Raw genomic sequence first — 22,324 nt, 5'->3', positions numbered from 1 at the left:
ATGAGAACTCGTATTGAAAGAACTGAAGAGGTGGTAGAGCAACTTCCATTGGTAAGTGTATTAATTCCTACGTATAATCGTCCTCACTACTTTGAAAAGGCTTTATGTAGTGTGTTAGAACAAACGTACCCTAATATAGAAATTATAGTTGGAGATGACAGCACGAATGACGAAACAGAAAAGATGTTACAAAAATATTTATGTAATCATTCAAATATTATTTATATAAAAAACAGATCAACTCTCGGACAGTTTGAAAATGCGTTAATGTTATTTCATGAAGCGAATGGTGAGTATATAAATTTTTTAATGGATGATGATATATTTCATGTGAATAAAATTGAAAAGATGATGAAGTACTTTTTCAATGATCTAGATAATGAAATTAAGCTAGTAACATCTCATCGTCAAGTAATTGATGATAAAGGGAAAGAACTACGACATATTTATTCAACTGTCCGTTTATTTGAAGAGGATACGATTATAGAGGGGACAGAATTAGGAAATAAGGTAATTGTGGAGCAAAAAAATTATATTGGAGAACCGACAACAGTTTTATTTCGTAAAAATGATTTGCAAGAACCGTATGGGATTTTTGATAAGAGGCGGTATTTATGTAACGTAGATATAGCTTCATGGTTATCTTTATTAAGTAAAGGAAAAGCAGTATATATAGCAGAAACACTTAGTTACTTTCGATTACATCCAGATCAACAGTTAAATGAATCTAATAAAATGATGGATGGGTTAGAAGATTTTTCACACAGTATTATAGCAGGAGAACAATATGGTTTCTTATCCACCGAAAAAGAGTTAGACAAAGCGGTAACTAATTTTCTAGATTATGCAAGAAGGATAGTTCCATCATCCATATTATATACATTAGACTATTACCAAAAAATTAGAGCGAAGAAAATAAACATAGAAAAGAAAAAACAACATATAAATAATAATTCTTCTTTACCGAAAGTAAGTATACTTATTCCTGCGTACAATAGACCTTATTACTTGGAATTAGCGCTCAACAGTGCTCTGAATCAAACATATGAAAATATAGAAATTATTATTTCTGACGACAGTACAAATAATGAAGTCAATGCTATGATTCAACCGTACTTACGTGAATATGAATGTATTACATATGTTAAAAATGAAACGCCGTTAGTTGCCGAAAACTTTAATAAGTGTGTAGAACTTGCGGATGGGAACTATATAAACTTTTTATTAGATGATGATTTATTTCATCATGAAAAGATCGAGAGAATGATGCAATACTTTTTGACGTTAGAAAATATTTCATTTGTGACGTCATATCGTGAACTGATTGATGAGAATGGAGAGATATTACCACCTTCAACATTAAATATGAAAATCGCGAAAGAAACTACACTTTTTGAAGGAAAAGAATTAGGGAATTATATGTTAAAAAACTTGAAAAATGTAGTTGGTGAGCCGACAACTGTTTTGTTTAATCGGAATTTGTTTGACGGGAAGTTTGGATATTTTAAAGGAAAGGCTTATTCTGCTATTAATGACATTGCAACTTGGCTAGATATGATGAGGAAAGGAAAAGTAGTTTATATACAAGAACCTCTTAGTTATTTTAGACAACATAGTGGACAAAATCAAAAACAAATGCATTTTATTTTAATGACAATTGAAGAGTGGATTGAATTAATTATAGATGCATATAATAGTGGATTTTTAAGTTCCGAAAGTGAGTATAAAGAGAGTTTATCTTATTGTTTAGAAAATGCGGGATTTATAGTTAAGGATGCAGTAAGAAATGGCGAACTAGATCAAATTTATAATGAAAAGATAAAAAAAGGATTAAACAAGTTAGTTGCTCATATGTTCGAGAAAGAATCTTGTTATTGTCAATATTGCAATCAACAATTTGAAAAATTTTCACCTTGGCCAGCACATTATGATTTTCCGAAATATAAATTTGAGATGTGGAATAAAGATACAGGGATATGTCCAGTTTGTAATTCGATGGATCGTGAAAGATTGTATCGTGCGTACATTGAAACGGAAACGGACTTGTTAAATAGAAACTATACAATGCTTCATATTGCACCTGAAGCGAAGTTAAGAGATTGGTTTAACGAGTATAAAAATATTACGTATGTATGTGGTGACTTAGAACCAAAGGATCCATTAATGAAGGAAATTGATGTTACAAGGATTACATATGATAGTAATACTTTTGATGTAATATTATGTAGTCATGTGTTAGAACACGTTCCTAATGATGACAAAGCAATGCGAGAGTTATATAGAGTGTTAAAGCCAAATGGATGGGGAATTATTCAAGTACCAATCGTAATGAATGTAGATTTTATTGTAGAGAATGAATTAATTGTAACACCACAATTGAGGAAACTAGCTTTTGGTCAAGAAGATCATGTGAGAATTTATAATCAATCGGGATTTATTCAACGATTAATGAATGCAGGATTTAAGGTAGAATTATATAACATAGCGGAAAAACAAGGAATGAAAAGTGCTAGGAAATTTGGATTATCTGAAACAGATATGCTCTATATTGTCCGAAAATGATAGGAAGGAATAGATAGATATGGAGAATATTCCTTTTTTACGTGCTTCAACTGTACCTGTAAGTGAGTATTTGGACGAATTGAAGGAAATTGATACATCTCACATATATACGAATTATGGACCTATAAATCAACGTTTTGAGGAAACAATTATGTCGGCGTTTTTTCAAAACAGGGGAGCTGTTACAACAGTAGCAAACGCAACGTTAGGGTTAATGGCGGCTATTCAACTAAAGAAAAGAAGAAAGGGAAAGTATGCTCTCATGCCTAGCTTTACATTCCCTGCGACTGCCTTAGCCGCTATTTGGTGTGGATTGGAACCTTACTTTATTGATATTTCAATAGATGATTGGTATATGGATAAAACGGTACTTTTGGATAAGATAGAAGAATTAAAAGAAGAGGTTGCGATTGTTGTCCCGTACGCCACCTTTGGATCATGGATGAACTTAGAAGAATATGAAGAATTAGAGAAGAAGGGGATTCCGGTTGTCGTAGATGCGGCGCCGGGATTTGGATTAATGAATGGAGGGATGCATTACGGTCAAGATTTTAGTGGAATGATCGTATATAGCTTTCATGCAACAAAGCCGTTCGGAATTGGTGAAGGAGGGCTCATATATAGTAAAAACGAAGAAGATATACAACGTATTAAAAGAATGGGGAATTTCGGATTTGATAAAAATCGTGAATGCACGATGATGGGGTTTAATTGTAAAATGTCTGAATACGCAGCAGCTATTGGGATTGCGACTATAAAAAAGTGGGATCAAAAATTAAAAGAACGCACCCGTATTTCTGAATGGTATAAACAGTTGTTACAAAATACTGGGTTAATGAAAAAAGGGTGGAAAGTCCAAAAGACAGAAGCAGTTATTCACCAATTTATGCCTATCATTTGTCCAGAAGAAGTTCGCAACATACAAGTAATAGAAGAACTGAAAAAACAGAAAATAGAAGCTAGATTATACTTTTCACCATCTTGCCACCAACAAGTTCTTTTTAAAAACTATAAGTCTACAGATTTAACAAAAACGAATAAAATAGCAAAACGAATCGTAAGTTTACCTTTATGGGAAGGAATGACGAAAGAACTAGTAGAGCAAATTGTAATCTGTTTAGAGCAGAAGGTGGTGTCGGTAGATGAATAGTTTTTATAGTCAAGAAGAACTAAAGAAAATTGGATTTTTATCTGTTGGGACAAATGTATTGGTTAGTAAAAAAGCAAGTATATATAATCCGAGTGCTATATCAGTTGGCAATCATGTAAGAATTGATGATTTTTGCATTTTAAGTGGTAAAATCACAATTGGAAGTTATTCGCACATATCAGCGTATACAGCGTTATATGGAGGGGAAGTTGGGATTGAAATGCATGATTTTGCAAACATCTCAGCTAAAACAATCGTATATGCAGTACTTGATGATTTCAGTGGAAATACATTAATGGGGCCAACCGTCCCGAATCAATATAGGAATGTGAAAGCAGAAAAAGTTATTTTAAAAAAACATGTGATTATTGGTGCTAATTCTATTATTTTTCCAAATGTAACGGTAGGAGAAGGAACGGCAGTCGGCGCGATGAGTATGGTAAAAGAGAGTTTAGATGATTGGTATATTTACGCTGGAGTTCCCGTAAGGAAAGTAAAACCTCGTCAAAAAAAGATGCTAGAGTTAGAAATTAATTTTTTAAAAAGCATTCATTCTTAACAAAAAAGAATGAATGCTTTTTATTTTTATCCCGCTATTTGCTGGTAAAGATTCGACTGGTGAGGGCTAATTAAAGTTTCACTTTATGATAGAGCGGAGTGTATCTTAACTTATTATGTTTTAAATTTTGCTGACCAAGGCAATACTGAGCCATAGTGAATGTAAAGTTGGAGGGCGAGCGTATATGTTTGATGAGGATGGGATTGTTTTAATTATGGAACCAGCTGATGAAAGAAACTTGAGGAGATTTATTTTTTCAGTGCCAAAGTCAGTGTATGAAAAGAAGGGGCTTACATTACACTATGGAACAGCTATAGGACAAGGATATATGGATATAATTGAAGATATTATAAGCGTACATATAGAAATAGATGTTGTAACGATAATAGGGCATGTAAGAGGGTAAATAGCTATTTGAAAAAGGTTATAAACAATTTAGCTAGAAGTTATGTATAGAGAAAATTACAGACAATGATAAAGACGAAGGGAGTCTAAAATGAAAATAAAATCAATTTTATTAGTATTTATAGTTTCAATTGGTTTAATGGGATGTTCAATAGTGGAAGAAGGAAAGAACTCCATAGATTATGCTCAAAAGGCGACAGACTATGTAAATGAAATAAGTGCATTTGCAAACGATGCACCAGCATTAGCAGAAAAGGCCGTTAATGATAGCGAGGCTCGAAAAGAATTAGAAACGAAGCTTAGTGAAATTAAACAAGATATACCCGCATTCAATGAATTAACGCCACCTGATGTAGCAAAGGATCTTCATCAACAAATCGTCGGATATAACGAAAAGTTAAATACGTTAATTGATACGGCGATGACAAAGATAGAAGAAGGAAAAGTGGATGTAGAGCAATTTAAAAACTCAGAGCTTATGCAGACGGTAGATCAAGTTCGAGATTTGAAAGATAAGGTGCAAAATTTAGGTCAATAGTAAAAAGCTCCGTTTGTGATAAACGGAGCTTTTTATTATTGGATACAATAAACGATTACACCAACGATAATAATAGCTGCACCAAGTAAATGATTCCACTAAATCGTATCTCCAAATAGAAATACTGACCAAAGCATTGACCATAGTATAATAATCCCGCGATGTGAATATGCTTTTGAAATTTCGAAATGTTTAATTACTTGTTGCCATAAAATTGCATATCCGAATAAAAGTACAACTAGTCCGAAATAAGCAACAAAAAATTAGATGGAAGAAATTAGGAATTGAGCTGCCCATTTCATGTAAACCATAATGATAGAATATATCAAAAAGCTACATGTAAAAATACATAATTTTTAATAGTTGGTTTCATTTATTCACTCTCTTTTGCATATAAATATATATTTATACCTAATTTTTCTAATGATAGATATTGGAACCTATTTTGTTTAATCTTTCACATTCCAAATTACATAGTATCATGGCTTTTATTGTAAAACAATAGAAGCCATACATTCATTTTTTCCAAGGTTCTACAATATGTATCGTTTTATTTGTTGCATCCATCTCTACTTGAACACCAATAGGCATGGTGATCATTGGATGTGTATGGCAACAATCGAAGTCAGCTAGAAAAGGAATTCTTTGATTTTGAAGTACTTCTAATAGTATTTCAAAAGGTTTTCGATTTGTACCACAATCATCAAATTGCTCATGTTTTCCAAGAATGATACCTGAAATTTTATCGAATACACCGTTAATTTTAAGGAATGAAAAGCTTCTTTCGATAGTAGCTGCATCTTTTGAACTGTCCTCAATAAAGAGAATATCGCCTTCTTGAATATGTGGCATATAGGGGCTAGCCCAAATTCCTTGTATCGTGTTTAAATTCCCGCCAATAATACGACCAGTAGCTTTTCCGTCAATTACTGAAATCCAATTGTTTGGTCGAAGTTCTTTCTCCTTCGTCTTTTCTTCCCAATTAATAAATTCATCTGACCAAAATAATGGTTGTTTTATATGATAAGGAAGAGATTGATCATGTAGTAAAGTTTCTGCAAAATATTTGTATGTGCAATTAGCAAAAGGTTCAAATTCGCCAAAGGAAGGGACGAGAGCTGGCCCATAAAATGTAGGGATTCTTGTTTTAGCATAAATTCCTAGTAATAAAGCAGTTGCATCTGAATATCCAATCATTATTTTAGGGTTATTTAGAAAAGCATCATAATCAATATAAGGTAATATTGAATTTGAATTCATCCCACCAATTGTTGACATAATACAAGAAATATTAGGGTTTCTTATCAAGGCATTTAGTTCATCAGCACGCTCTTGTATACTACCAGAACGATAAAAATCATATCGACCTGTTAATGAACCTTCTAATATACGAAACCCTTTCTGTTGTAAGTAAGATTTTGCTCGTTCAAATCTTTTTGGAGAAGTGTAGGTTACTGGTGAAGAAGGGGAGTAGATCCCAATTGTGTCTCCATATTTTAATGATTTTGGAAGTAGCATTTGTATGAATCCCTTCTATTAAATAGTTTATTTACAAGATTTTATTGTTGAATATTCTTATATTTCAGTATTATAAGTGTAACATAAACAAATTAAAATAATAATTCCTGTATATGAATAAATATACTTTTTACCTTGACTGTATAAAGGAATTGTTGTTAAGGTTAAATGTGAGTGTATAAAAGGTTTGCTAAAGGAGTTTTGAAATGAATCGGTTAAAATGGGGAAGGATGACAGTCCTATTAGTCATTATTTTAGGGATATGTTGGTTCTTATTCCAAGGAAATCAAAAGAGCGTAGCGAATGTAGAAGGACAACCTTTGCAAGTGGCAGAACTACCTAAAGCAGGATTTACTGAAAAAGTAGTCCCGCCAAAGTACATCCCACCAGAAATTAACGCAAAAGCGGCTATGATTATCGATGCGAGTGATGGAGATATTATTTATCAATATAATGAAAATGAAGCTTTTGCACCGGCTAGTATGTCTAAGATGATGACAGCGTATCTCCTACTAGAGAGTATACATAACGGGAAAGTTCGCTGGGAAGATCCAGTTAAAATGAGTGCGAAGGCGGCACAAACAGAGGGAGCGAGAATCCCAGTACAAGTTAATGACACATTAACTGTTAAAGATTTATATCATGCATTAATGATTGAGTCAGCTAATAATTCAGCTGTGGCTTTAGCAGAACATATGGCAAAATCGGAGAAAGATTTCGTTCAGCTTATGAATGCAAAAGCGAAACAGTTAAAAATGTCGGAACATGCTAAATTTGCAAATGCTTCTGGATTACAAGAGCCAGATGGAAGTGAAACAAAAATGACGGCTGCTGATGTAGCACAATTGGCGTATCATCTTATAAAAGATTATCCGGAAATATTAGAAGTGACTCACTTGCGTCAAAGTCAGCTAGCATTTAATAATATTAATGTTATAAGCACAAACGACATGTTAAACAAAAATAATAAAAGTTTATATATAGAAGGAATGGACGGACTAAAAACAGGATTTACAGATAGTGCAGGATATTGTTTTACTGGGACTGCCAAGCAAGGTGATAACAGAATTATTACAGTAGTCATGGGGACATCAAGTAAAACAAAACGTTTTACAGAGACAAATAAGTTAATGTCGTATGCATTTGGATTAGTTAATTAAGTAAGTAAAATACGAATCTAGATCGCTACATAAGTAAGACTGTTTGTTGTTACTAATTTTAGATAACAACAAACGGTCTTTTTATTTTAACTTTAAAAAGGAAAAAGATTCTAAATACAAGTGTTATCATTTGAGTTTATTTGTTGCTGTGATATTATAAAGTTATAAGCTTATTAATAATAAGTTTGAGGGGCGTAATATGACATATACATATGAAATAGCCTCAATTGAAAATTGGAGGGAATTATGATGGCAAAAGATTTTTACTCAGCAATTGAAGACAGAAGATCTATTTATGCAATTAGTAAAGAGCAAGTAGTTTCTGATGAAAAAATTCAAGAAGTGATTTATCATGCTGTAAAACATACACCTTCAGCTTTTAATTCTCAAAGTGCTCGCGTTGTTGTTTTATTAGGAGAACAACATGATAAATTATGGGATATTACGAAAGAAACATTAAGAAAAATTGTACCTGAAAATAACTTTGCACCTACTGAAGAAAAAATGAATGCATTTAAAAGTGGTTATGGAACGGTTTTATATTTTGAAGACAGTGAAGTTGTGGAAGGCCTTCAAGCAAACTTTGCATTATATAAAGATAATTTCCCAACTTGGTCTCAGCAATCATCAGGAATGTTACAATTTGCAATTTGGACAGCTTTAGAAATTGAAGGGTTTGGTGCTACGTTGCAGCATTACAATCCGCTAATTGATGAAGAAGTGAGAAAAGAGTGGGATGTTCTAGCAAATTGGAAGCTCACTGCGCAAATGCCATTTGGTAAACCGGTAGTACATGCTGGTGAAAAAGAATTCCAACCGTTAGAAAACCGTGTGAAAATTTATAAATAAAATAATTTGATAAAAGGTGAACAGGAATATAACCTGTTCACCTTTTTTATACGTAATAAGGGTTTTTTTGTCCAGCATTTTTCATCTGATTTTTTAATTCATTTTTACGTATTTCAATAGCTGATACTTTTTGTAATGTTATCATTGAAACGAATTGAATAAAAGCATAGTATGGCTCTATATTTTTTTGTATTGGATCATCTATTATATTTCTCACAAATATGCCTCCTCTTTTTATTCCAATAAAATTCCGCATTAATGGGTAGCCCGAGTAGTGAGGGTTAATAATTAGCGGGGGGATAAAACCTTTACTAATTAAAGTTTTATTATGATATATAATACTATGATTATCCTATAAATTCCATTATCGCAAAAGAAAACAGTTGGTATAGTGTGTGTTTTCTTTAAAGGAGAAATGGTTTTTATGAAATAAATCTTACAATTCGTCAAATTATTTCAAAATTGTAGATAGTATAGAAATTTAGTTTTCTAAAAATATTATACTATTGATAAATAGAGTGATTTTTGTCATGATGAAAGTATACTTCATGTAAGGAGCTTTATAAGGAAATACATAATGTGGTTTGTATTAGGTTAATAGAATTTTTTATAGAAGATAGAAAAGCGATGTTTTATATTGAGATATTAAATGAAATGTCGAATTTTCATGCGATATATAAGAAATTTGAAAAAATCATTGCAAAAACACTATATTTAATGATAAAGTTCACATGAAGTTCACACGGATTTCACTTTGTTCATTTAAAATGAGCTCTGTGTGAAAAATAAAACTCTTGCTAAAAAATGGAACTGGATGAATATTTTACTTTGATAATATTGTAAAGTATTAAAGTTTTAAGTTTTTTTAAGAGGATAGTAGGGAAAGGAAGTAAAGACAACTTATGAAAAAAGTAATTGCAGGTTTAGCAGCAGCTTCTGTAGCTGGCGTTGCAGTTCCAGGAATGGATTCTGCTCATGCACAAGTTTCAAATGAAGCGCTAAAAGAAATTAATGGACAAACTCAAACTCAAACTCAAACGACTGTAACTGAAACAAAAACTGTAGAAACAACTTCTGAATTAAAATACACAGTAACTGCTGATGTATTAAATGTTCGTTCAGGTGCTGGTACAGGACATAACGTTATTTCTAAAGTGAAATCAGGTCAAGTGCTACAAGTAGTTGGACAAGAAAATGGTTGGTTCAAAGTAAACGTAAATGGTCAAACAGGTTATGTAAGTGGTGACTTCGTAACGACTGGTGGCAAAACAGGAACGACTGTTCAACAAGGAACAGGTACTTACACAGTAAACGTTTCTTCACTTAACGTACGTACAGGCCCAAGTACATCTCATACAGTATTAGGTTCTGTAAACAAAGGTAAAACAGTACAAGTTGTAGGTGAAGTACAAGATTGGTTTAAAATCAACTTCAATGGTGGAACTGGATACGTAAGCAAAGACTTCGTAACAAAAGGTGGTTCTGCTGTATCTAACGAAACACAACAACCAACTACAAACAACAATACTACAACAGTTCAAACTGGTGGTTCTTATGTTGTTAACACTGGTGCTTTAAAAGTACGTACAGGCCCAGCTACATACAACGCTGTAATCGGTGGAGTAACAAATGGTAAAGTACTAAACGTTACTGGCGCTGAAAATGGTTGGTACAAAATTAACCATAACGGCCGCACGGGTTACGTAAGTGCAGACTTCGTTAAGTTTGTAAAAGGCGGAGTAAACAACGTTACAAATAACAATAACAATAACGTTACAAATAACGTTCAACAACCAGGTAAAGACGTACAAAAACCAACAACAGGTGGAGATACATCTTCAATCGCTGGATTCGCTAGATCTTTAAATGGTTCACCATACAGAAATGCTGGTACAACACCTGCTGGTTTTGACTGCAGTGGATTCATTCACTACGTATTAAATCAAACTGGTCATAAAGGCGCTCGTCAAACAGTTGCTGGATACTGGAGCTCTAAAACAAAAACTAGCAATCCACAACCAGGTGATTTAGTATACTTCCAAAATACTTATAAATCAGGTCCTTCTCACATGGGTGTTTACTTAGGAAACGGTCAGTTCATTAGTGCAGAAACAGATGCAACTGGTGTACGTATTAGTTCTGTAAGTAACTCTTACTGGAGCAAGCACCTATTAGGTTACACAAAAGCATACTAAGAAAAAGTAGTTTTATATACTTTTCGTATAGAGAAAAGGCTTTCCAAGGAAACTTGGGAAGCCTTTTTATAGTTGAATAAATTGGAAGTTTAATAGTTTTTATTTTAACTTTCCATTTAAAAATCGATCATATAAGTCGTGGAAATAGTTAGGACGAAATAAGTTAGCTGCATGTCCTGCTAAAGGTATTTCCTTGTATAGAACGTTAGGTAAAATAGATTTCAAATCAAATAGACAAGATTTATAGAGATGATCATGCTCTCCCATTACCCATAGTATAGGGTGAGGAAGTGATTTTAATTTAGACTTTAAATCGAATTCTAACCGATGTCGTAATGACTGGGCAATAATGGATGAATGTAATTGTAATCCGAAACGGTAGTAAATATTTCTTGAAATGACTGCAAACGGATTTGATTTTAGTATACCACTTGGAAAAATAGTATTTGCGTATTGAGAGAGCCATTTAGAGTATTCATCTCCTCGTTTCTCCCAAAATTTTTGGAATACGTTAAATAAGCGAGAAGGGTTATTGTAATGTCCTCCAATATGACAAATACTTAATACTTTTTCTGGATGCATTTGTGCAAAAATTGTAGAGATGTAACAGCCGTAACTTAGCGCACAAATATGAGCTTTTTTAATACCTTCTTGTTCGTATAAGTTTAATAATTGATCTACGAGGCGCTGTAATGAAAAGTCGATTGCTTCTCCTTTATCATCACCGTGACCTAATAAGTCATAAGTTATAATGTTGTAGGAGGCAGAAAATCGTTTTTGCTCCTTTTTGAAGGCGCGACGATTGCCAACTAATCCATGAATAAAAATAATTGTTTCCTTTTCAGAATGTATATTTGTTTGCAAAAAGGATACTCCTTTCACTAACTGGAGATTTATATCGTGTTTTAAATTATTTATCTATAATTTACATAGAATAATATTAAGTACCAGGTAATAATATCAGATGTTTATATCTGTTGTAAAGATGAGTTTTTATGTATATTTTGTAAAAATAGAAAAAGTGTGTTTACATTCAGTTTACATTTGTATCGTATTCTAATTTTAGAAAGAACAGTTTGGTTTAACACGAGGAGATGAACAGGAATGGAAGTTAGAAATGAAATGAAGAAAAAAGGGAGCTGGAGGCAGTTTTTACGCCTTATTCAAGATACAAATCCTCCGAAAGGAATTTTAATTTTTGCGTTATTAATGAGTTTGCTTTCTACGGGAGCGAGTTTATTTATTCCTATGCTGACAAAAGGATTAGTAGATAATTTTTCGCTTTCTTCAATTAGTGCAGGACAAATTGTTGGGTTAGTTGCTTTCTTTGTAATGCAAACTATTGCGGCAGGGTTGTCTATATATTTACTCAATTATATTGGGCAGAAGATTGTAGCGGGACTAAGAGAACGTTTGTGGAAAAAGGTACTTATCTTGCCGGTATCTTATTACGATCAAAATAGAACAGGTGATACCATTAGCCGTATGACGAATGATACAGGTGTTGTGAAAACGTTAATTTCTGAGCATTTGTCAAACTTATTAACAGGTGGTATTTCAATTGTTGGATCGTTAATTGTATTATTTGTGTTAGATTGGAAAATGACTGCGTTACTTTTAACGGTTATTCCGTTGTCTGTATTAATTTTAGTTCCACTTGGACGAAAAATGTATAAGATTTCAAAAGCGCTTCAAGATGAAACGGCATCTTTTACAAGTGTATTAACGCAAGTGTTATCAGAAATTCGTTTAGTGAAATCTTCAAATACAGAAAAAAGAGAATATGAAACGGGTAATACAGGTATACAAAAGTTATTACAATTTGGTTTGAAAGAAGGAAAAGTGCAAGCATTAATTTCGCCAGTTATGTCGTTTGTTTTAATGGCACTACTTGTTATTATCGTAGGATATGGCGGGATGAGAGTTTCTAGCGGTGCATTAACAACTGGTGAACTTGTAGCGTTTATTTTGTATTTAGTTCAAATTGTAATGCCGATGAGTCAATTATCTATGTTCTTTACACAATTCCAAAAGGCAATTGGTGCAACGGAAAGAATTAGTACGATTTTAGAATATAAAGTAGAAGATCATGAAACTGGTGTGAAAGTGACAAATGCTAAGCAACCGATCGTTCTTGAAAATGTACATTTTGAGTATAACGAAGAAGAGCAAGTTTTGAAAAATATTGATTTCATAATTGAATCTGGAAAAGTGACAGCGATTGTAGGACCAAGTGGTAGTGGGAAAACAACGTTATTCTCATTACTGGAACGTTTTTATGAGCCAACTAGTGGTGCCATTAAATTAGGAAAAGAATCAATTACGAGTTATTCATTACAGTCATGGCGACGTCAAATCGGTTACGTATCACAAGATAGTCCATTAATCGATGGAACGATTCGTGATAATATTTGTTACGGCGTTGAAGGTGAAGTAACGGATGAAGAAATTGAAAAAGTAGCAGCAATGGCATATGTTGATGCATTTATTCATGACTTACCAAACGGTTATGCAACAGAAGTTGGAGAACGCGGTGTGAAGCTTTCTGGTGGACAAAGACAGCGAATTGCCATTGCCCGAGCGTTACTTCGAAATCCGCAAATTCTTATGCTCGATGAGGCAACTTCAAGCTTAGATAGTAAATCTGAGTCTGTCGTTCAAAAAGCGTTAAATAACTTAATGAAAGGCAGAACAACGTTAGTGATTGCGCATAGACTTTCTACTGTTGTAGATGCAGATAAAATTATCTTTATTGAAAAAGGGAATCTTACAGGTAGTGGTACGCATGATGAATTATTACAGACGCATGATATGTATCGTGAGTTTGCAACGCAACAATTGAAAATTAAAGAGGGTGCATTTTAAAAAAATATATTAGATGCTAAGTAGAAAGGAAATGGTTCCTTTGATACCTAAAATTTTAATAGTAGACGACGATCCGCACATTAGAGAACTCGTTTCTGTATTTTTAGAACGAGAAGGTTTTCAAACGTATGAGGCAATTGATGGAATAGATGCACTTCAGAAAATGGACGAAGTAAAAGTCGATATGGTTATTCTTGATATTATGATGCCGAATATGGATGGGTTTGATGTATGTTTTGAATTAAGAAAATACTATGATTTCCCGATTCTGATGCTAACTGCCAAAGGGGAAACATCACAAAAAGTAAAAGGATTTCACCTTGGAACAGATGATTATCTTGTAAAGCCCTTTGATCCTATAGAACTAGTAGTGAGAGTAAAGGCATTATTGAAACGTTACCAAATTACAGTCTCGCAATCGATTCAAGTTGGAAATGTATTATTAAATCGTAAAACATTTGAAGTTATAGCTGGAGAACAAACGGTTACGTTACCGTTAAAAGAATTTGAGTTGCTCTTTACTTTAGGGTCTAAATCGGGAAGAACTTGTTCGAGAGAGCAATTAATTGAGGAAATATGGGGATATGACTTTGAAGGGAATGAACGTACACTAGACGTTCATATTAATCGGTTACGTGAGAAGTTTCAAGAAGAACAGTCGAATTTTAGTATTAAAACAATAAGAGGATTAGGGTATCGCTTAGAGGTAAGTAAATGAGAAAAAGGAAACGGATGAGTAAGTTGAAGATGCTGAAAGTATTTGGAGCGGTATTAGCGCTCTTTTCTTTTCTTACTATCATTTGGTCTATCGCATTTTATGTAGCAACTAGTATATTGAATGCTTTTGACGTAAACGTATCGCCATTTGTTGCCTTTCTAATTAGTGATATGGTCGGTTTTGTATTTATTATTCTTATTTGGACATTAATTGGAATATTAATGAGGCCAAAACGAGAGGCAATGATTTGGACTATTATTGAACCGATACAAAAAATTGCAAAAGGAGACTTCTCCGTAAAAATACGAAATGAAGAAAAGTATGATGGAGAAATTGGTGTGCTCGTAAAAAGTATAAATGATATGACAGATGAACTGAATACGATGGAGAAAATGAGACAAGAATTTGTATCGAATGTTTCTCATGAAATACAGTCACCATTAACTTCTATAAAAGGATTTGCTAGAGCACTACAAGACGATAATCTTTCTGAGGAAAAAAGAAAACATTATCTTACCATTATTGAAACTGAAACAACGAGATTATCTAAACTAAGTCAAAACTTATTGAAGCTAACTCTTTTAGAATCAGAAGAGTATATACCAGAAAGAGTGAGTTATCGATTAGATCAGCAGTTAAAGCAAATTGTGTTAAATAGTGAACCACTCTGGGCTGAAAAAGAAATCGAGTTAGAACTAGATTTAGAAAAAGTACATGTTATTGCTGACCAAGAAAGTATGAGTCAAGTGTGGATTAATTTAATTCATAATAGTATTAAATTTACTCCAAGCGGTGGCACGATTACTATTCAGTTAAAGGAAGATGAAACAGTAGTGGAAGTGCGCATCCATGATTCGGGAATCGGTATATCAGAAGAACAGAAACAACATATTTTTGAGCGTTTTTATAAAGCGGATTCTTCACGAAATCGTGCCTATGGAGGAAGTGGCTTAGGTTTAGCTATTGTAAAGAAAGTACTCGACCTTCATCAAGGAGAGATAAAAGTAGAGAGTGAAGAAGGAAATGGAACAGAATTTATTGTGTGTATTCCTAATTATGAAGAAAAATAGTGTTAGAAGGAGAGCCTTCTAACACTATTTTTCTTTAAAAATGCATTTACCGTTACTGCAATTATATTGATAAGCTTTTCCTTCGCTATTCATACGGTATGAGTAATCAGATTCTTTATCTTTCTTAAAGTCAACGTATGCTTCTGCACCGTTTTTATCGTCATCTATATCAATGAATTGAACGTTTCGTATAGAATAATCTTTCTTTTCTCTTAAACCTCTTCCTTGCAAGTTTGTATGAATACCATCTACTAACTGGTTAAACAACGACCAGTTTAAATTAAGATGTTCAAATGACTCAGTATGTCTTCCTAAAATACCGTTGTCTTGTATTATTTTTTTATTATCATCGTATGTATAAGAGTATGTAAAATATGGTTCGTCTTTATATACTACTGTTGCATAATAGCCAATATTATAAATGGGAGTATATTTTCCGGTTATGTCTTGCATTTCTTCTTGCTTATAACCTTTTTTAATATGGAGATAATTGCTAGTATCTTTTTCTATTACTTTATAATTTAGTGGATTACCAAATATAAAGTACAGGGCAAACAAAATGATAAATAGTCCGACTGCAGTTAGTAACAAGACTCATTTTTTTCTTTTCATACACATACACTCTCCTATGCTGGATTTGTTTTTATTTTACATGAATAATGGTAAAAACATGAAACTTATAAACAAAACCTTTCTATAGTTACCTACAAGTAACCTACGCACATGAAAGTGCATCATTGCCTTTTTACATAAACATAGATACAATTTTAATATAATACATAACTGAGATGATTAAGGAGTGTTATACTTGGCAGAATTATTACAAGGTAAAAATGCTTTAATTACAGGAGCAGGTAGAGGGATTGGTCGCGCTGTAGCAATCGCATTAGCGAAAGAAGGCGTAAATGTAGGCTTATTAGCTCGTTCAGAAGAAAACTTAAAAGCTGTAGCGAAAGAAGTAGAAGCAGAAGGTGTAAAAGCTGTTATTGCCACTGCTGATGTTTCTTCATACGAAGAAGTCACAACTGCGATTGAAACGTTAAAAAATGGTTTAGGATCTATCGATATTTTAATTAATAACGCTGGTATTTCTAAATTCGGTAAGTTTTTAGAACTAGACGTTGCTGATTGGGAAAAAATCATTCAAGTAAACTTAATGGGTGTATACTATGCAACTCGTGCAGCTTTACCGAGCATGATTGAACAACAATCTGGTGATATCATTAACATTTCATCTACAGCAGGGCAAAAAGGTGCACCTGTAACAAGTGCATATAGTGCTTCTAAATTTGGTGTCCTTGGCTTAACAGAATCGTTAGCGATGGAAGTTCGCAAACATAACATTCGTGTAACAGCTTTAACTCCAAGTACAGTAGCAACTGATATGGCTGTTGATTTAGGATTAACTGATGGAAACCCTGATAAAGTAATGCAAGCAGAAGATATTGCAGAATTTATCGTAGCGCAGCTGAAATTAAATAAACGTACATTTATTAAATCTGCTGGGCTTTGGTCTACTAATCCATAGGAAGTAAATTTAACTTTAAAAGAAGGGATATCTATTCTATAAGGGGTAGATGTCCCTTCTTTATTTTTTGTATTCGAGACAGAATTATCGGTATAATTAAAAGTGAATGGTAGAAAGCATTGGGAAATTGAAAGGGATGGTATTTGCATGAGTGAAATTGAGAAATGGACGGCTGTTGATCAATATATGAGTGATGTATTAATACCGAAAGATTCTACATTAGAAGGGGTTCTTCAAACTAATGCTGCAGCTAATTTGCCAGCACATGATGTATCACCAACGCAAGGGAAGTTTTTACAATTATTAGTACAAATTCAAGGGGCTCGTAATGTTTTAGAAATTGGCACGCTAGGCGGGTATAGCACGATATGGCTTGCTAGAGCATTGCCATCTGGAGGCCGAGTTGTTACATTGGAAGCAAGTGAAAAACATGCTGAAATTGCACGTAGCAATATTGAGCGTGCTAATTTGACTGATAAAATTGAAATACGAACAGGATTAGCGTTAGATTCTTTACAACAAATAGAAAACGAGAAGTATGAACCGTTTGATTTTATTTTTATAGATGCTGATAAACAAAATAACCCTGCTTATTTTGAATGGGCACTAAAACTATCACGACCGGGTACTGTAATTATTGGGGATAACGTAGTACGTAAAGGAGAAGTTATTGACAATACTAGTACCGATCCTCGTGTACAAGGGATACGTCGTTTCTATGAATTAATAGCTGCTGAGCCACGTGTTAGTGCTACAGCGCTTCAAACTGTCGGAAGTAAGGGATACGATGGATTTGTAATGGCAATCGTAAAAGAATGAGGTAAGGAGATAGATAGAATGAAAAAGATGTTTGAAAAATTATAACATGTATCTTGTATAACGAGATTAGCTCGTGGGCCTCCGACATACATAACACTATATTATATATCAAAAAATTGGAGGCTATAAGTAGATGAGAACTGAAAAAGAAATGCTAGACTTAATTATTAATACAGCAAAAGAGGATGGAAGAATTCGAGCAGTTATCATGAATGGATCGCGTGTAAATCCAAATGTGAAAAGAGATTGTTTTCAAGACTATGATATTATGTATGTTGTAAATGATATACAATCTTTTACGTCTAATCATAATTGGGTTCATAGATTTGGAGAAATAATGATAGTACAAATGCCAGAAGAAATGTCGTTAGTTCAACCAGATGAAGATGGGAAGTTTCCGTATTTGATGCAGTTCATGGATGGGAATCGGATTGATTTAACGCTAGTTCCAGTTGAGTTAATAAAAAAGTTCGTTGGACAAGATAGTTTAAGTAAATTACTTCTCGATAAAGATAATTGTATGGAAGGATTCCCGCCAGCAAGCGATAAAGATTACTTAATAAAAAAGCCTACAGAAAAAGAGTTTTTGGATTGTTGTAATGAATTTTGGTGGTGTAGTACGAATGTGGCAAAAGGGCTATGGAGAGAAGAGCTTTCTTATGCAAAAGGAATGCTTGAGGGACCAGTGCGAGATATGTTCATCGTAATGCTAGAATGGTATATTGGTATGAAAACAGATTTTACAGTTAATGCAGGGAAGTTTGGAAAGCATTTCGAGCAATATATTGAAAAAGATATGTGGGTGCAATTTAAAAGAACATTTTCTAATGCAGAATATGAAAACATATGGAAGTCATTCTTTGTCATGGGTGATTTATTTAGGGAAGTGGCGAACGAAATCGCTAACACATATGAATATCAATATCCGCAAGATGATGATGATAAAGTGACGAACTATTTAAAACATGTGAAAGCTTTGCCAAAAGATAGTACATCGATTTATTAATAATAGTAAGCAGTAAGACTGTCCTAATTAAGGACAGTCTTATTTTTGTTTATGAATAACAATTTCTCTAACAAAGTGCAGATGAATCACATATGAAAATTTAGGGAGGTTTTTTATCATGTATTATTTTTATTCGCCAGAAATGTTTGCTCCATATCAATGGGGACTAGAACGAGATGTTTCGTATGCTTATATGCCATATAACTCATTTTATTATGGAGACTATATAAGCGCATTGCCATACGCATATATCCCTCAAAGCTATGAAGTACAAATGAAAGCAGATGATCGTGGATCGTGGACACCATTTACATGGGTTGAAAAATATGCGTACGCATTTTCAGGACCGTATAATAAAGCGGAAGTAGCTCTTACATTTGATGATGGACCAGATTCAGAATTCACGCCAAAAATATTAGATAAGTTAAAACAACATAATGTAAAAGCTACTTTTTTCTTACTTGGTGAAAACGCAGAAAAATTTCCGAACGTAGTAAAGCGTATTGCAAATGAAGGGCATGTAATTGGTAATCATACGTACAGTCATCCGAATTTAGCGAAAGTAAATGACGCTGAGTACCGTAATCAAATTATAAAAACGGAAGAAATATTAAAACGTTTAGCCGGCTATGCTCCTAAATTTATACGTCCACCGTATGGTGAAATACTTGAAAATCAATTGAATTGGGCAACTGAGCAAAATTTTATGATTGTACAGTGGAGTGTTGATACAGTTGATTGGAAAGGTGTAAGTGCCGATACGATTACAAATAATGTGTTAGGGAATTCATTTCCAGGTAGTGTCATACTGCAGCATTCTACTCCAGGTGGGCATTTACAAGGATCTGTTGATGCACTAGACAAAATCATTCCGCAGTTAAAAACGAAAGGGGCACGTTTTGTAACACTTCCAAGTATGTTCCAGACATCGAAAGAAAGAAAGTGAATGTGTTATAAATTGGAAAAATAAGGGTTGTGTCGTATAATGAAAGTGTAAGTTAGGGGGGGATATAATTGATTGATGCACTAGTAAACATAGGAATAAGCATATTGATTGGTATTATTTTTATACTTGCGGCAATTATTCTTCAAAAAAATCCACCGACCGATATTAATGCGGCATATGGTTATCGTACGAAACGATCTATGAAAAATAAGGAATTATGGGATGCGGGTAACAGGTATAGTGCAGAAGTGATGAAGCAAAACGGATTCATCATGATGTTAATTGGAAGTGTTATTAGTATACTGTTTAGATATCCACATACAATAATAGCGATTATAGTGGTTATGCTGTTATTAATCATTCGTTTATTTATACAAGTAGAGAGTAGATTAAAAATACTTGAACAATAATAAAAAAATAGGACTCTACGCAATATTATGCAAGGAGTCCTATTTTATTTATAAACTATTATTTTTTAATAATTCTTTTCCTTGCTCTATAACAAATTCATAGTATGCAAGATCATACGGATAAATATCTTCAAATGTTATCGTAATCGGTGTATTGTTTAAGACTGAAATAGTCGTTAAAGATGAAATCTCTCCTTTTAAAAGTTGTAGAAAAGAAGTTGCATGTACTTTCATCACATCGTCTACTTCTTCACCTGGTGCGAATGGAAGTGGATTGATGACATTGTGAAAATACATATGACAAAATTCACGATCAGTAAGATTTGAAATTTCATAATCTATTTTAAAGATTCCTTTGTATACTAAATCAGTAGTTTGAAAGGAAAGCCCCAATTCTTCTTCGATTTCACGAAGACCACCAATTTGTACATCTTCATCATGCATAATATGTCCAGCTGAAGTAATATCCCATATACATGGAGCTTCTTTTTTGTTTTTAGAGCGTAATTGGAAATATAAGAATATATCGTTAGCATCTTTTTCTACAAACCAACAATGAAATGTTTCGTGCCAATCACCGTCACGATGCACTTCATCGCGTAATTTCTTCCCAAGTGTATTTCTTTCAGAATCAAATATTGTTAACCACTCTGTCATTTTAATTCCCCTTTCTGCAAATTTTATTATACAATATTCGTATTGAATTTTGGGAAAATAAAGAAAAAGGGGCGATTATAAGTGGAGATAGAGCGTATGGAAATAAAATCGATTATTTCAACAGAGGAAGAGTTACGGAAAATATTGGGGCAACCAAGTGAGCGAGCATTGAAAAAAGTTATTTCATCATTAGACCACCATTGCGTAGATTTTCTTTCTAAATCTCCTTTTCTAGTATTATCCACTGGAAATAAGTTGGGGGAGTGTGACGCCTCGCCGCGAGGAGACGCACCTGGATTTGTATACGTACTCAATAATAATAAAATTATCATTCCAGAAAGACCAGGAAATCGTCGTATAGACTCCATTTTGAATATTATTTCAAATCCACGTGTAGGACTAATCTTTTTTATTCCAGGTCTTGGGGAGACACTCAGAATAAATGGCCGAGCGTATATTACAAACGACGAAGAAATTTTGAAAGAAATGCAGGCGAATGGACGCAATCCGTTGCTTGGAATTGTTGTTGAAATAGAAGAGTGTTATATTCATTGTGCAAAAGCGTTTATTCGTTCTAAGATGTGGGATCCAGAATCTTGGTTAAATAAAAAAGAGTTACCATCAGCAGTAAAAATGTTGCTGGAGCATGCGAAAGTGAATACTTCAGAAGAAGATGTTGCACGTTCTTTAGAAGAAAGTTATACAAAAAGATTGTATTGAAAATTTTATTGATATAGTTTTGTAAGGTGGATATGTACGGGTTTTAGAATGGGGAACTTATATATGAACCGTTGATTTATAAAATGGAGAAATAACAAAATAGGTAAATTGAGTGGCGGTTGCATAATGCTATTGTAAAATATAATAAAAAAAATTCTTGAAAATAGTTAGTAAAAATAGGCTTGCTTTTTAAAAAGTTGATAACTATAATAAGTTAACAAATAGACATGAACGAAAAAGTAACGATAAGGACAAGAAATCATTTTTACGGTTTACAGAGAGGGAAGTCTAGGGTGTGAGCTTCCTAACACGAGAAATGATTTTACCACCTTTGAACTTCAATAGTGAACGAGTAATCTATTAATTATTGACGGTATCAGCCGTTATCTGAACTTGAGCAATCTAGGGAGAGATACGTCTAGATTGGAACAAGGGTGGAACCACGAAAATACATTCGTCCCTTTCCTAGGGATGGGTGTGTTTTTTTACGGATTTGTAGATTGAAAATTTTAAATAATTGAAAAATATTATTGATTTTGTTTTTTATGCGAGTATAATGAGTTAACAAATAAACATGAACGAAAAAGTAACGATAAGGACAAGAAATCATTTTTACGGTTTACAGAGAGGGAAGTCTAGGGTGTGAGCT

The 22,324-nt window shown here is 33.4% G+C and carries 22 protein-coding genes, 1 pseudogene and 1 other annotated feature; of the genes and pseudogenes, 17 read left to right on the top strand and 6 right to left on the bottom strand.

Features of this window, described 5'->3' with window-relative positions; translation table 11 throughout:
* The 5 genes from AC1Q8L_RS02865 (at nucleotide 1) to AC1Q8L_RS02845 (ending at nucleotide 5,214) form a co-directional block, all read left to right on the top strand.
* Complete coding sequence (locus AC1Q8L_RS02865; RefSeq protein ID WP_001260417.1) at nucleotides 1–2,562, top strand: glycosyltransferase; 2,562 nt, start codon at nucleotides 1–3, stop codon at nucleotides 2,560–2,562.
* Between the two features lie 19 nt (nucleotides 2,563–2,581).
* A complete protein-coding gene (locus AC1Q8L_RS02860; RefSeq protein WP_000427961.1) occupies nucleotides 2,582–3,712 on the top strand; it encodes a DegT/DnrJ/EryC1/StrS aminotransferase family protein in 1,131 nt (376 codons plus the stop codon).
* The gene (locus AC1Q8L_RS02855) at nucleotides 3,705–4,271 is read left to right on the top strand and encodes an acyltransferase (protein WP_001084186.1); all 567 of its coding nucleotides are present in this window, start codon (nucleotides 3,705–3,707) and stop codon (nucleotides 4,269–4,271) included. The genes AC1Q8L_RS02860 and AC1Q8L_RS02855 overlap by 8 nt, the downstream gene beginning before the upstream one ends.
* A 184-nt stretch (nucleotides 4,272–4,455) precedes the next feature.
* On the top strand, nucleotides 4,456–4,677 hold the full coding sequence (locus AC1Q8L_RS02850) for a hypothetical protein (protein ID WP_000459099.1): 222 nt from the start codon (nucleotides 4,456–4,458) through the stop codon (nucleotides 4,675–4,677).
* Between the two features lie 90 nt (nucleotides 4,678–4,767).
* Complete coding sequence (locus AC1Q8L_RS02845) at nucleotides 4,768–5,214, top strand: DUF6376 family protein (RefSeq protein WP_000695203.1); 447 nt, start codon at nucleotides 4,768–4,770, stop codon at nucleotides 5,212–5,214.
* A gap of 101 nt (nucleotides 5,215–5,315) precedes the next feature.
* On the opposite strand, the pseudogene AC1Q8L_RS02840 reads toward AC1Q8L_RS02845, so the two are convergent.
* Both AC1Q8L_RS02840 and AC1Q8L_RS02835 read right to left on the bottom strand, forming a co-directional pair.
* Nucleotides 5,316–5,587, bottom strand: a pseudogene (locus AC1Q8L_RS02840) (hypothetical protein); the annotation flags it as partial.
* A 143-nt stretch (nucleotides 5,588–5,730) separates the two neighbouring features.
* Nucleotides 5,731–6,732: a S66 family peptidase gene (locus AC1Q8L_RS02835; RefSeq protein WP_000926327.1), complete on the bottom strand. Its 1,002-nt coding sequence runs from the start codon at nucleotides 6,730–6,732 to the stop codon at nucleotides 5,731–5,733.
* 206 nt (nucleotides 6,733–6,938) lie between these two features.
* On the opposite strand from AC1Q8L_RS02835, the gene AC1Q8L_RS02830 reads away from it, so the two are divergent.
* Both AC1Q8L_RS02830 and AC1Q8L_RS02825 read left to right on the top strand, forming a co-directional pair.
* Nucleotides 6,939–7,892, top strand: coding sequence for a D-alanyl-D-alanine carboxypeptidase family protein (locus AC1Q8L_RS02830; RefSeq protein WP_001080882.1), 954 nt, complete (start codon nucleotides 6,939–6,941; stop codon nucleotides 7,890–7,892).
* A gap of 246 nt (nucleotides 7,893–8,138) precedes the next feature.
* Entirely contained in the window at nucleotides 8,139–8,741 is a 603-nt protein-coding gene (locus tag AC1Q8L_RS02825) for a nitroreductase family protein (protein ID WP_002153079.1), read from the top strand.
* A 46-nt stretch (nucleotides 8,742–8,787) separates the two neighbouring features.
* On the opposite strand, the gene AC1Q8L_RS02820 is transcribed toward AC1Q8L_RS02825, so the two are convergent.
* Nucleotides 8,788–8,958 carry a hypothetical protein gene (locus AC1Q8L_RS02820; protein ID WP_001244281.1) on the bottom strand — a complete coding sequence of 57 codons (171 nt, stop codon included), beginning with the start codon at nucleotides 8,956–8,958 and terminating at the stop codon, nucleotides 8,788–8,790.
* Between the two features lie 685 nt (nucleotides 8,959–9,643).
* Between AC1Q8L_RS02820 and entFM the strand changes: the two genes are divergently transcribed.
* The gene (entFM, locus tag AC1Q8L_RS02815) at nucleotides 9,644–10,936 is read left to right on the top strand and encodes an enterotoxin EntFM (RefSeq protein WP_000755510.1); all 1,293 of its coding nucleotides are present in this window, start codon (nucleotides 9,644–9,646) and stop codon (nucleotides 10,934–10,936) included.
* A 99-nt stretch (nucleotides 10,937–11,035) separates the two neighbouring features.
* On the opposite strand, the gene AC1Q8L_RS02810 is transcribed toward entFM, so the two are convergent.
* Nucleotides 11,036–11,800, bottom strand: coding sequence for an alpha/beta fold hydrolase (locus AC1Q8L_RS02810; RefSeq protein WP_001194304.1), 765 nt, complete (start codon nucleotides 11,798–11,800; stop codon nucleotides 11,036–11,038).
* Nucleotides 11,801–12,040: 240 nt separating this feature from the next.
* Here AC1Q8L_RS02810 and AC1Q8L_RS02805 point away from each other — a divergent pair, with 240 nt between their 5' ends.
* The 3 genes from AC1Q8L_RS02805 to hitS are packed head-to-tail and all read left to right on the top strand — an operon-like array spanning nucleotide 12,041 to nucleotide 15,589.
* The gene (locus AC1Q8L_RS02805; RefSeq protein ID WP_000453877.1) at nucleotides 12,041–13,801 is read left to right on the top strand and encodes an ABC transporter ATP-binding protein; all 1,761 of its coding nucleotides are present in this window, start codon (nucleotides 12,041–12,043) and stop codon (nucleotides 13,799–13,801) included.
* A 40-nt stretch (nucleotides 13,802–13,841) separates the two neighbouring features.
* Nucleotides 13,842–14,519 (top strand): envelope stress response regulator transcription factor HitR, encoded by a 678-nt coding sequence (gene hitR, locus AC1Q8L_RS02800; RefSeq protein WP_002153076.1) that lies wholly within the window; start codon nucleotides 13,842–13,844, stop codon nucleotides 14,517–14,519.
* Nucleotides 14,516–15,589, top strand: coding sequence for an envelope stress sensor histidine kinase HitS (gene hitS / locus AC1Q8L_RS02795; protein ID WP_142317956.1), 1,074 nt, complete (start codon nucleotides 14,516–14,518; stop codon nucleotides 15,587–15,589). Before hitR ends, hitS begins: the two co-directional genes overlap by 4 nt.
* 24 nt (nucleotides 15,590–15,613) lie before the next feature.
* On the opposite strand, the gene AC1Q8L_RS02790 is transcribed toward hitS, so the two are convergent.
* Nucleotides 15,614–16,180, bottom strand: a complete 567-nt coding sequence (locus AC1Q8L_RS02790) for a DUF3139 domain-containing protein (protein ID WP_000927526.1) — start codon at nucleotides 16,178–16,180, stop codon at nucleotides 15,614–15,616.
* Nucleotides 16,181–16,397: 217 nt separating this feature from the next.
* Between AC1Q8L_RS02790 and AC1Q8L_RS02785 the strand changes: the two genes are divergently transcribed.
* From AC1Q8L_RS02785 to AC1Q8L_RS02765, 5 genes are all read left to right on the top strand, one after another.
* The gene (locus tag AC1Q8L_RS02785) at nucleotides 16,398–17,117 is read left to right on the top strand and encodes a 3-ketoacyl-ACP reductase (protein WP_000818985.1); all 720 of its coding nucleotides are present in this window, start codon (nucleotides 16,398–16,400) and stop codon (nucleotides 17,115–17,117) included.
* Nucleotides 17,118–17,264: 147 nt separating this feature from the next.
* On the top strand, nucleotides 17,265–17,936 hold the full coding sequence (locus AC1Q8L_RS02780) for an O-methyltransferase (protein WP_025118476.1): 672 nt from the start codon (nucleotides 17,265–17,267) through the stop codon (nucleotides 17,934–17,936).
* A gap of 133 nt (nucleotides 17,937–18,069) precedes the next feature.
* On the top strand, nucleotides 18,070–18,942 hold the full coding sequence (locus tag AC1Q8L_RS02775) for an aminoglycoside 6-adenylyltransferase (RefSeq protein WP_001258528.1): 873 nt from the start codon (nucleotides 18,070–18,072) through the stop codon (nucleotides 18,940–18,942).
* 118 nt (nucleotides 18,943–19,060) lie between these two features.
* On the top strand, nucleotides 19,061–19,888 hold the full coding sequence (locus AC1Q8L_RS02770; protein WP_000291203.1) for a peptidoglycan-N-acetylglucosamine deacetylase: 828 nt from the start codon (nucleotides 19,061–19,063) through the stop codon (nucleotides 19,886–19,888).
* A 71-nt stretch (nucleotides 19,889–19,959) separates the two neighbouring features.
* A complete protein-coding gene (locus AC1Q8L_RS02765; RefSeq protein WP_025118474.1) occupies nucleotides 19,960–20,298 on the top strand; it encodes an SdpI family protein in 339 nt (112 codons plus the stop codon).
* A gap of 48 nt (nucleotides 20,299–20,346) precedes the next feature.
* Here AC1Q8L_RS02765 and AC1Q8L_RS02760 read toward each other — a convergent pair whose 3' ends face one another.
* The gene (locus AC1Q8L_RS02760) at nucleotides 20,347–20,955 is read right to left on the bottom strand and encodes an NUDIX hydrolase (RefSeq protein WP_000141386.1); all 609 of its coding nucleotides are present in this window, start codon (nucleotides 20,953–20,955) and stop codon (nucleotides 20,347–20,349) included.
* An 81-nt stretch (nucleotides 20,956–21,036) separates the two neighbouring features.
* On the opposite strand from AC1Q8L_RS02760, the gene AC1Q8L_RS02755 reads away from it, so the two are divergent.
* The gene (locus AC1Q8L_RS02755) at nucleotides 21,037–21,675 is read left to right on the top strand and encodes a pyridoxamine 5'-phosphate oxidase family protein (RefSeq protein ID WP_000402144.1); all 639 of its coding nucleotides are present in this window, start codon (nucleotides 21,037–21,039) and stop codon (nucleotides 21,673–21,675) included.
* A gap of 233 nt (nucleotides 21,676–21,908) precedes the next feature.
* Nucleotides 21,909–22,140, top strand: a binding site (T-box leader).
* The last annotated feature ends 184 nt before the right edge of the window (nucleotides 22,141–22,324 follow it).

This window comes from Bacillus sp. GW823-FHT06A11, assembly GCF_058795355.1.
This window is presented reverse-complemented; position numbering and strand designations above follow the sequence as displayed.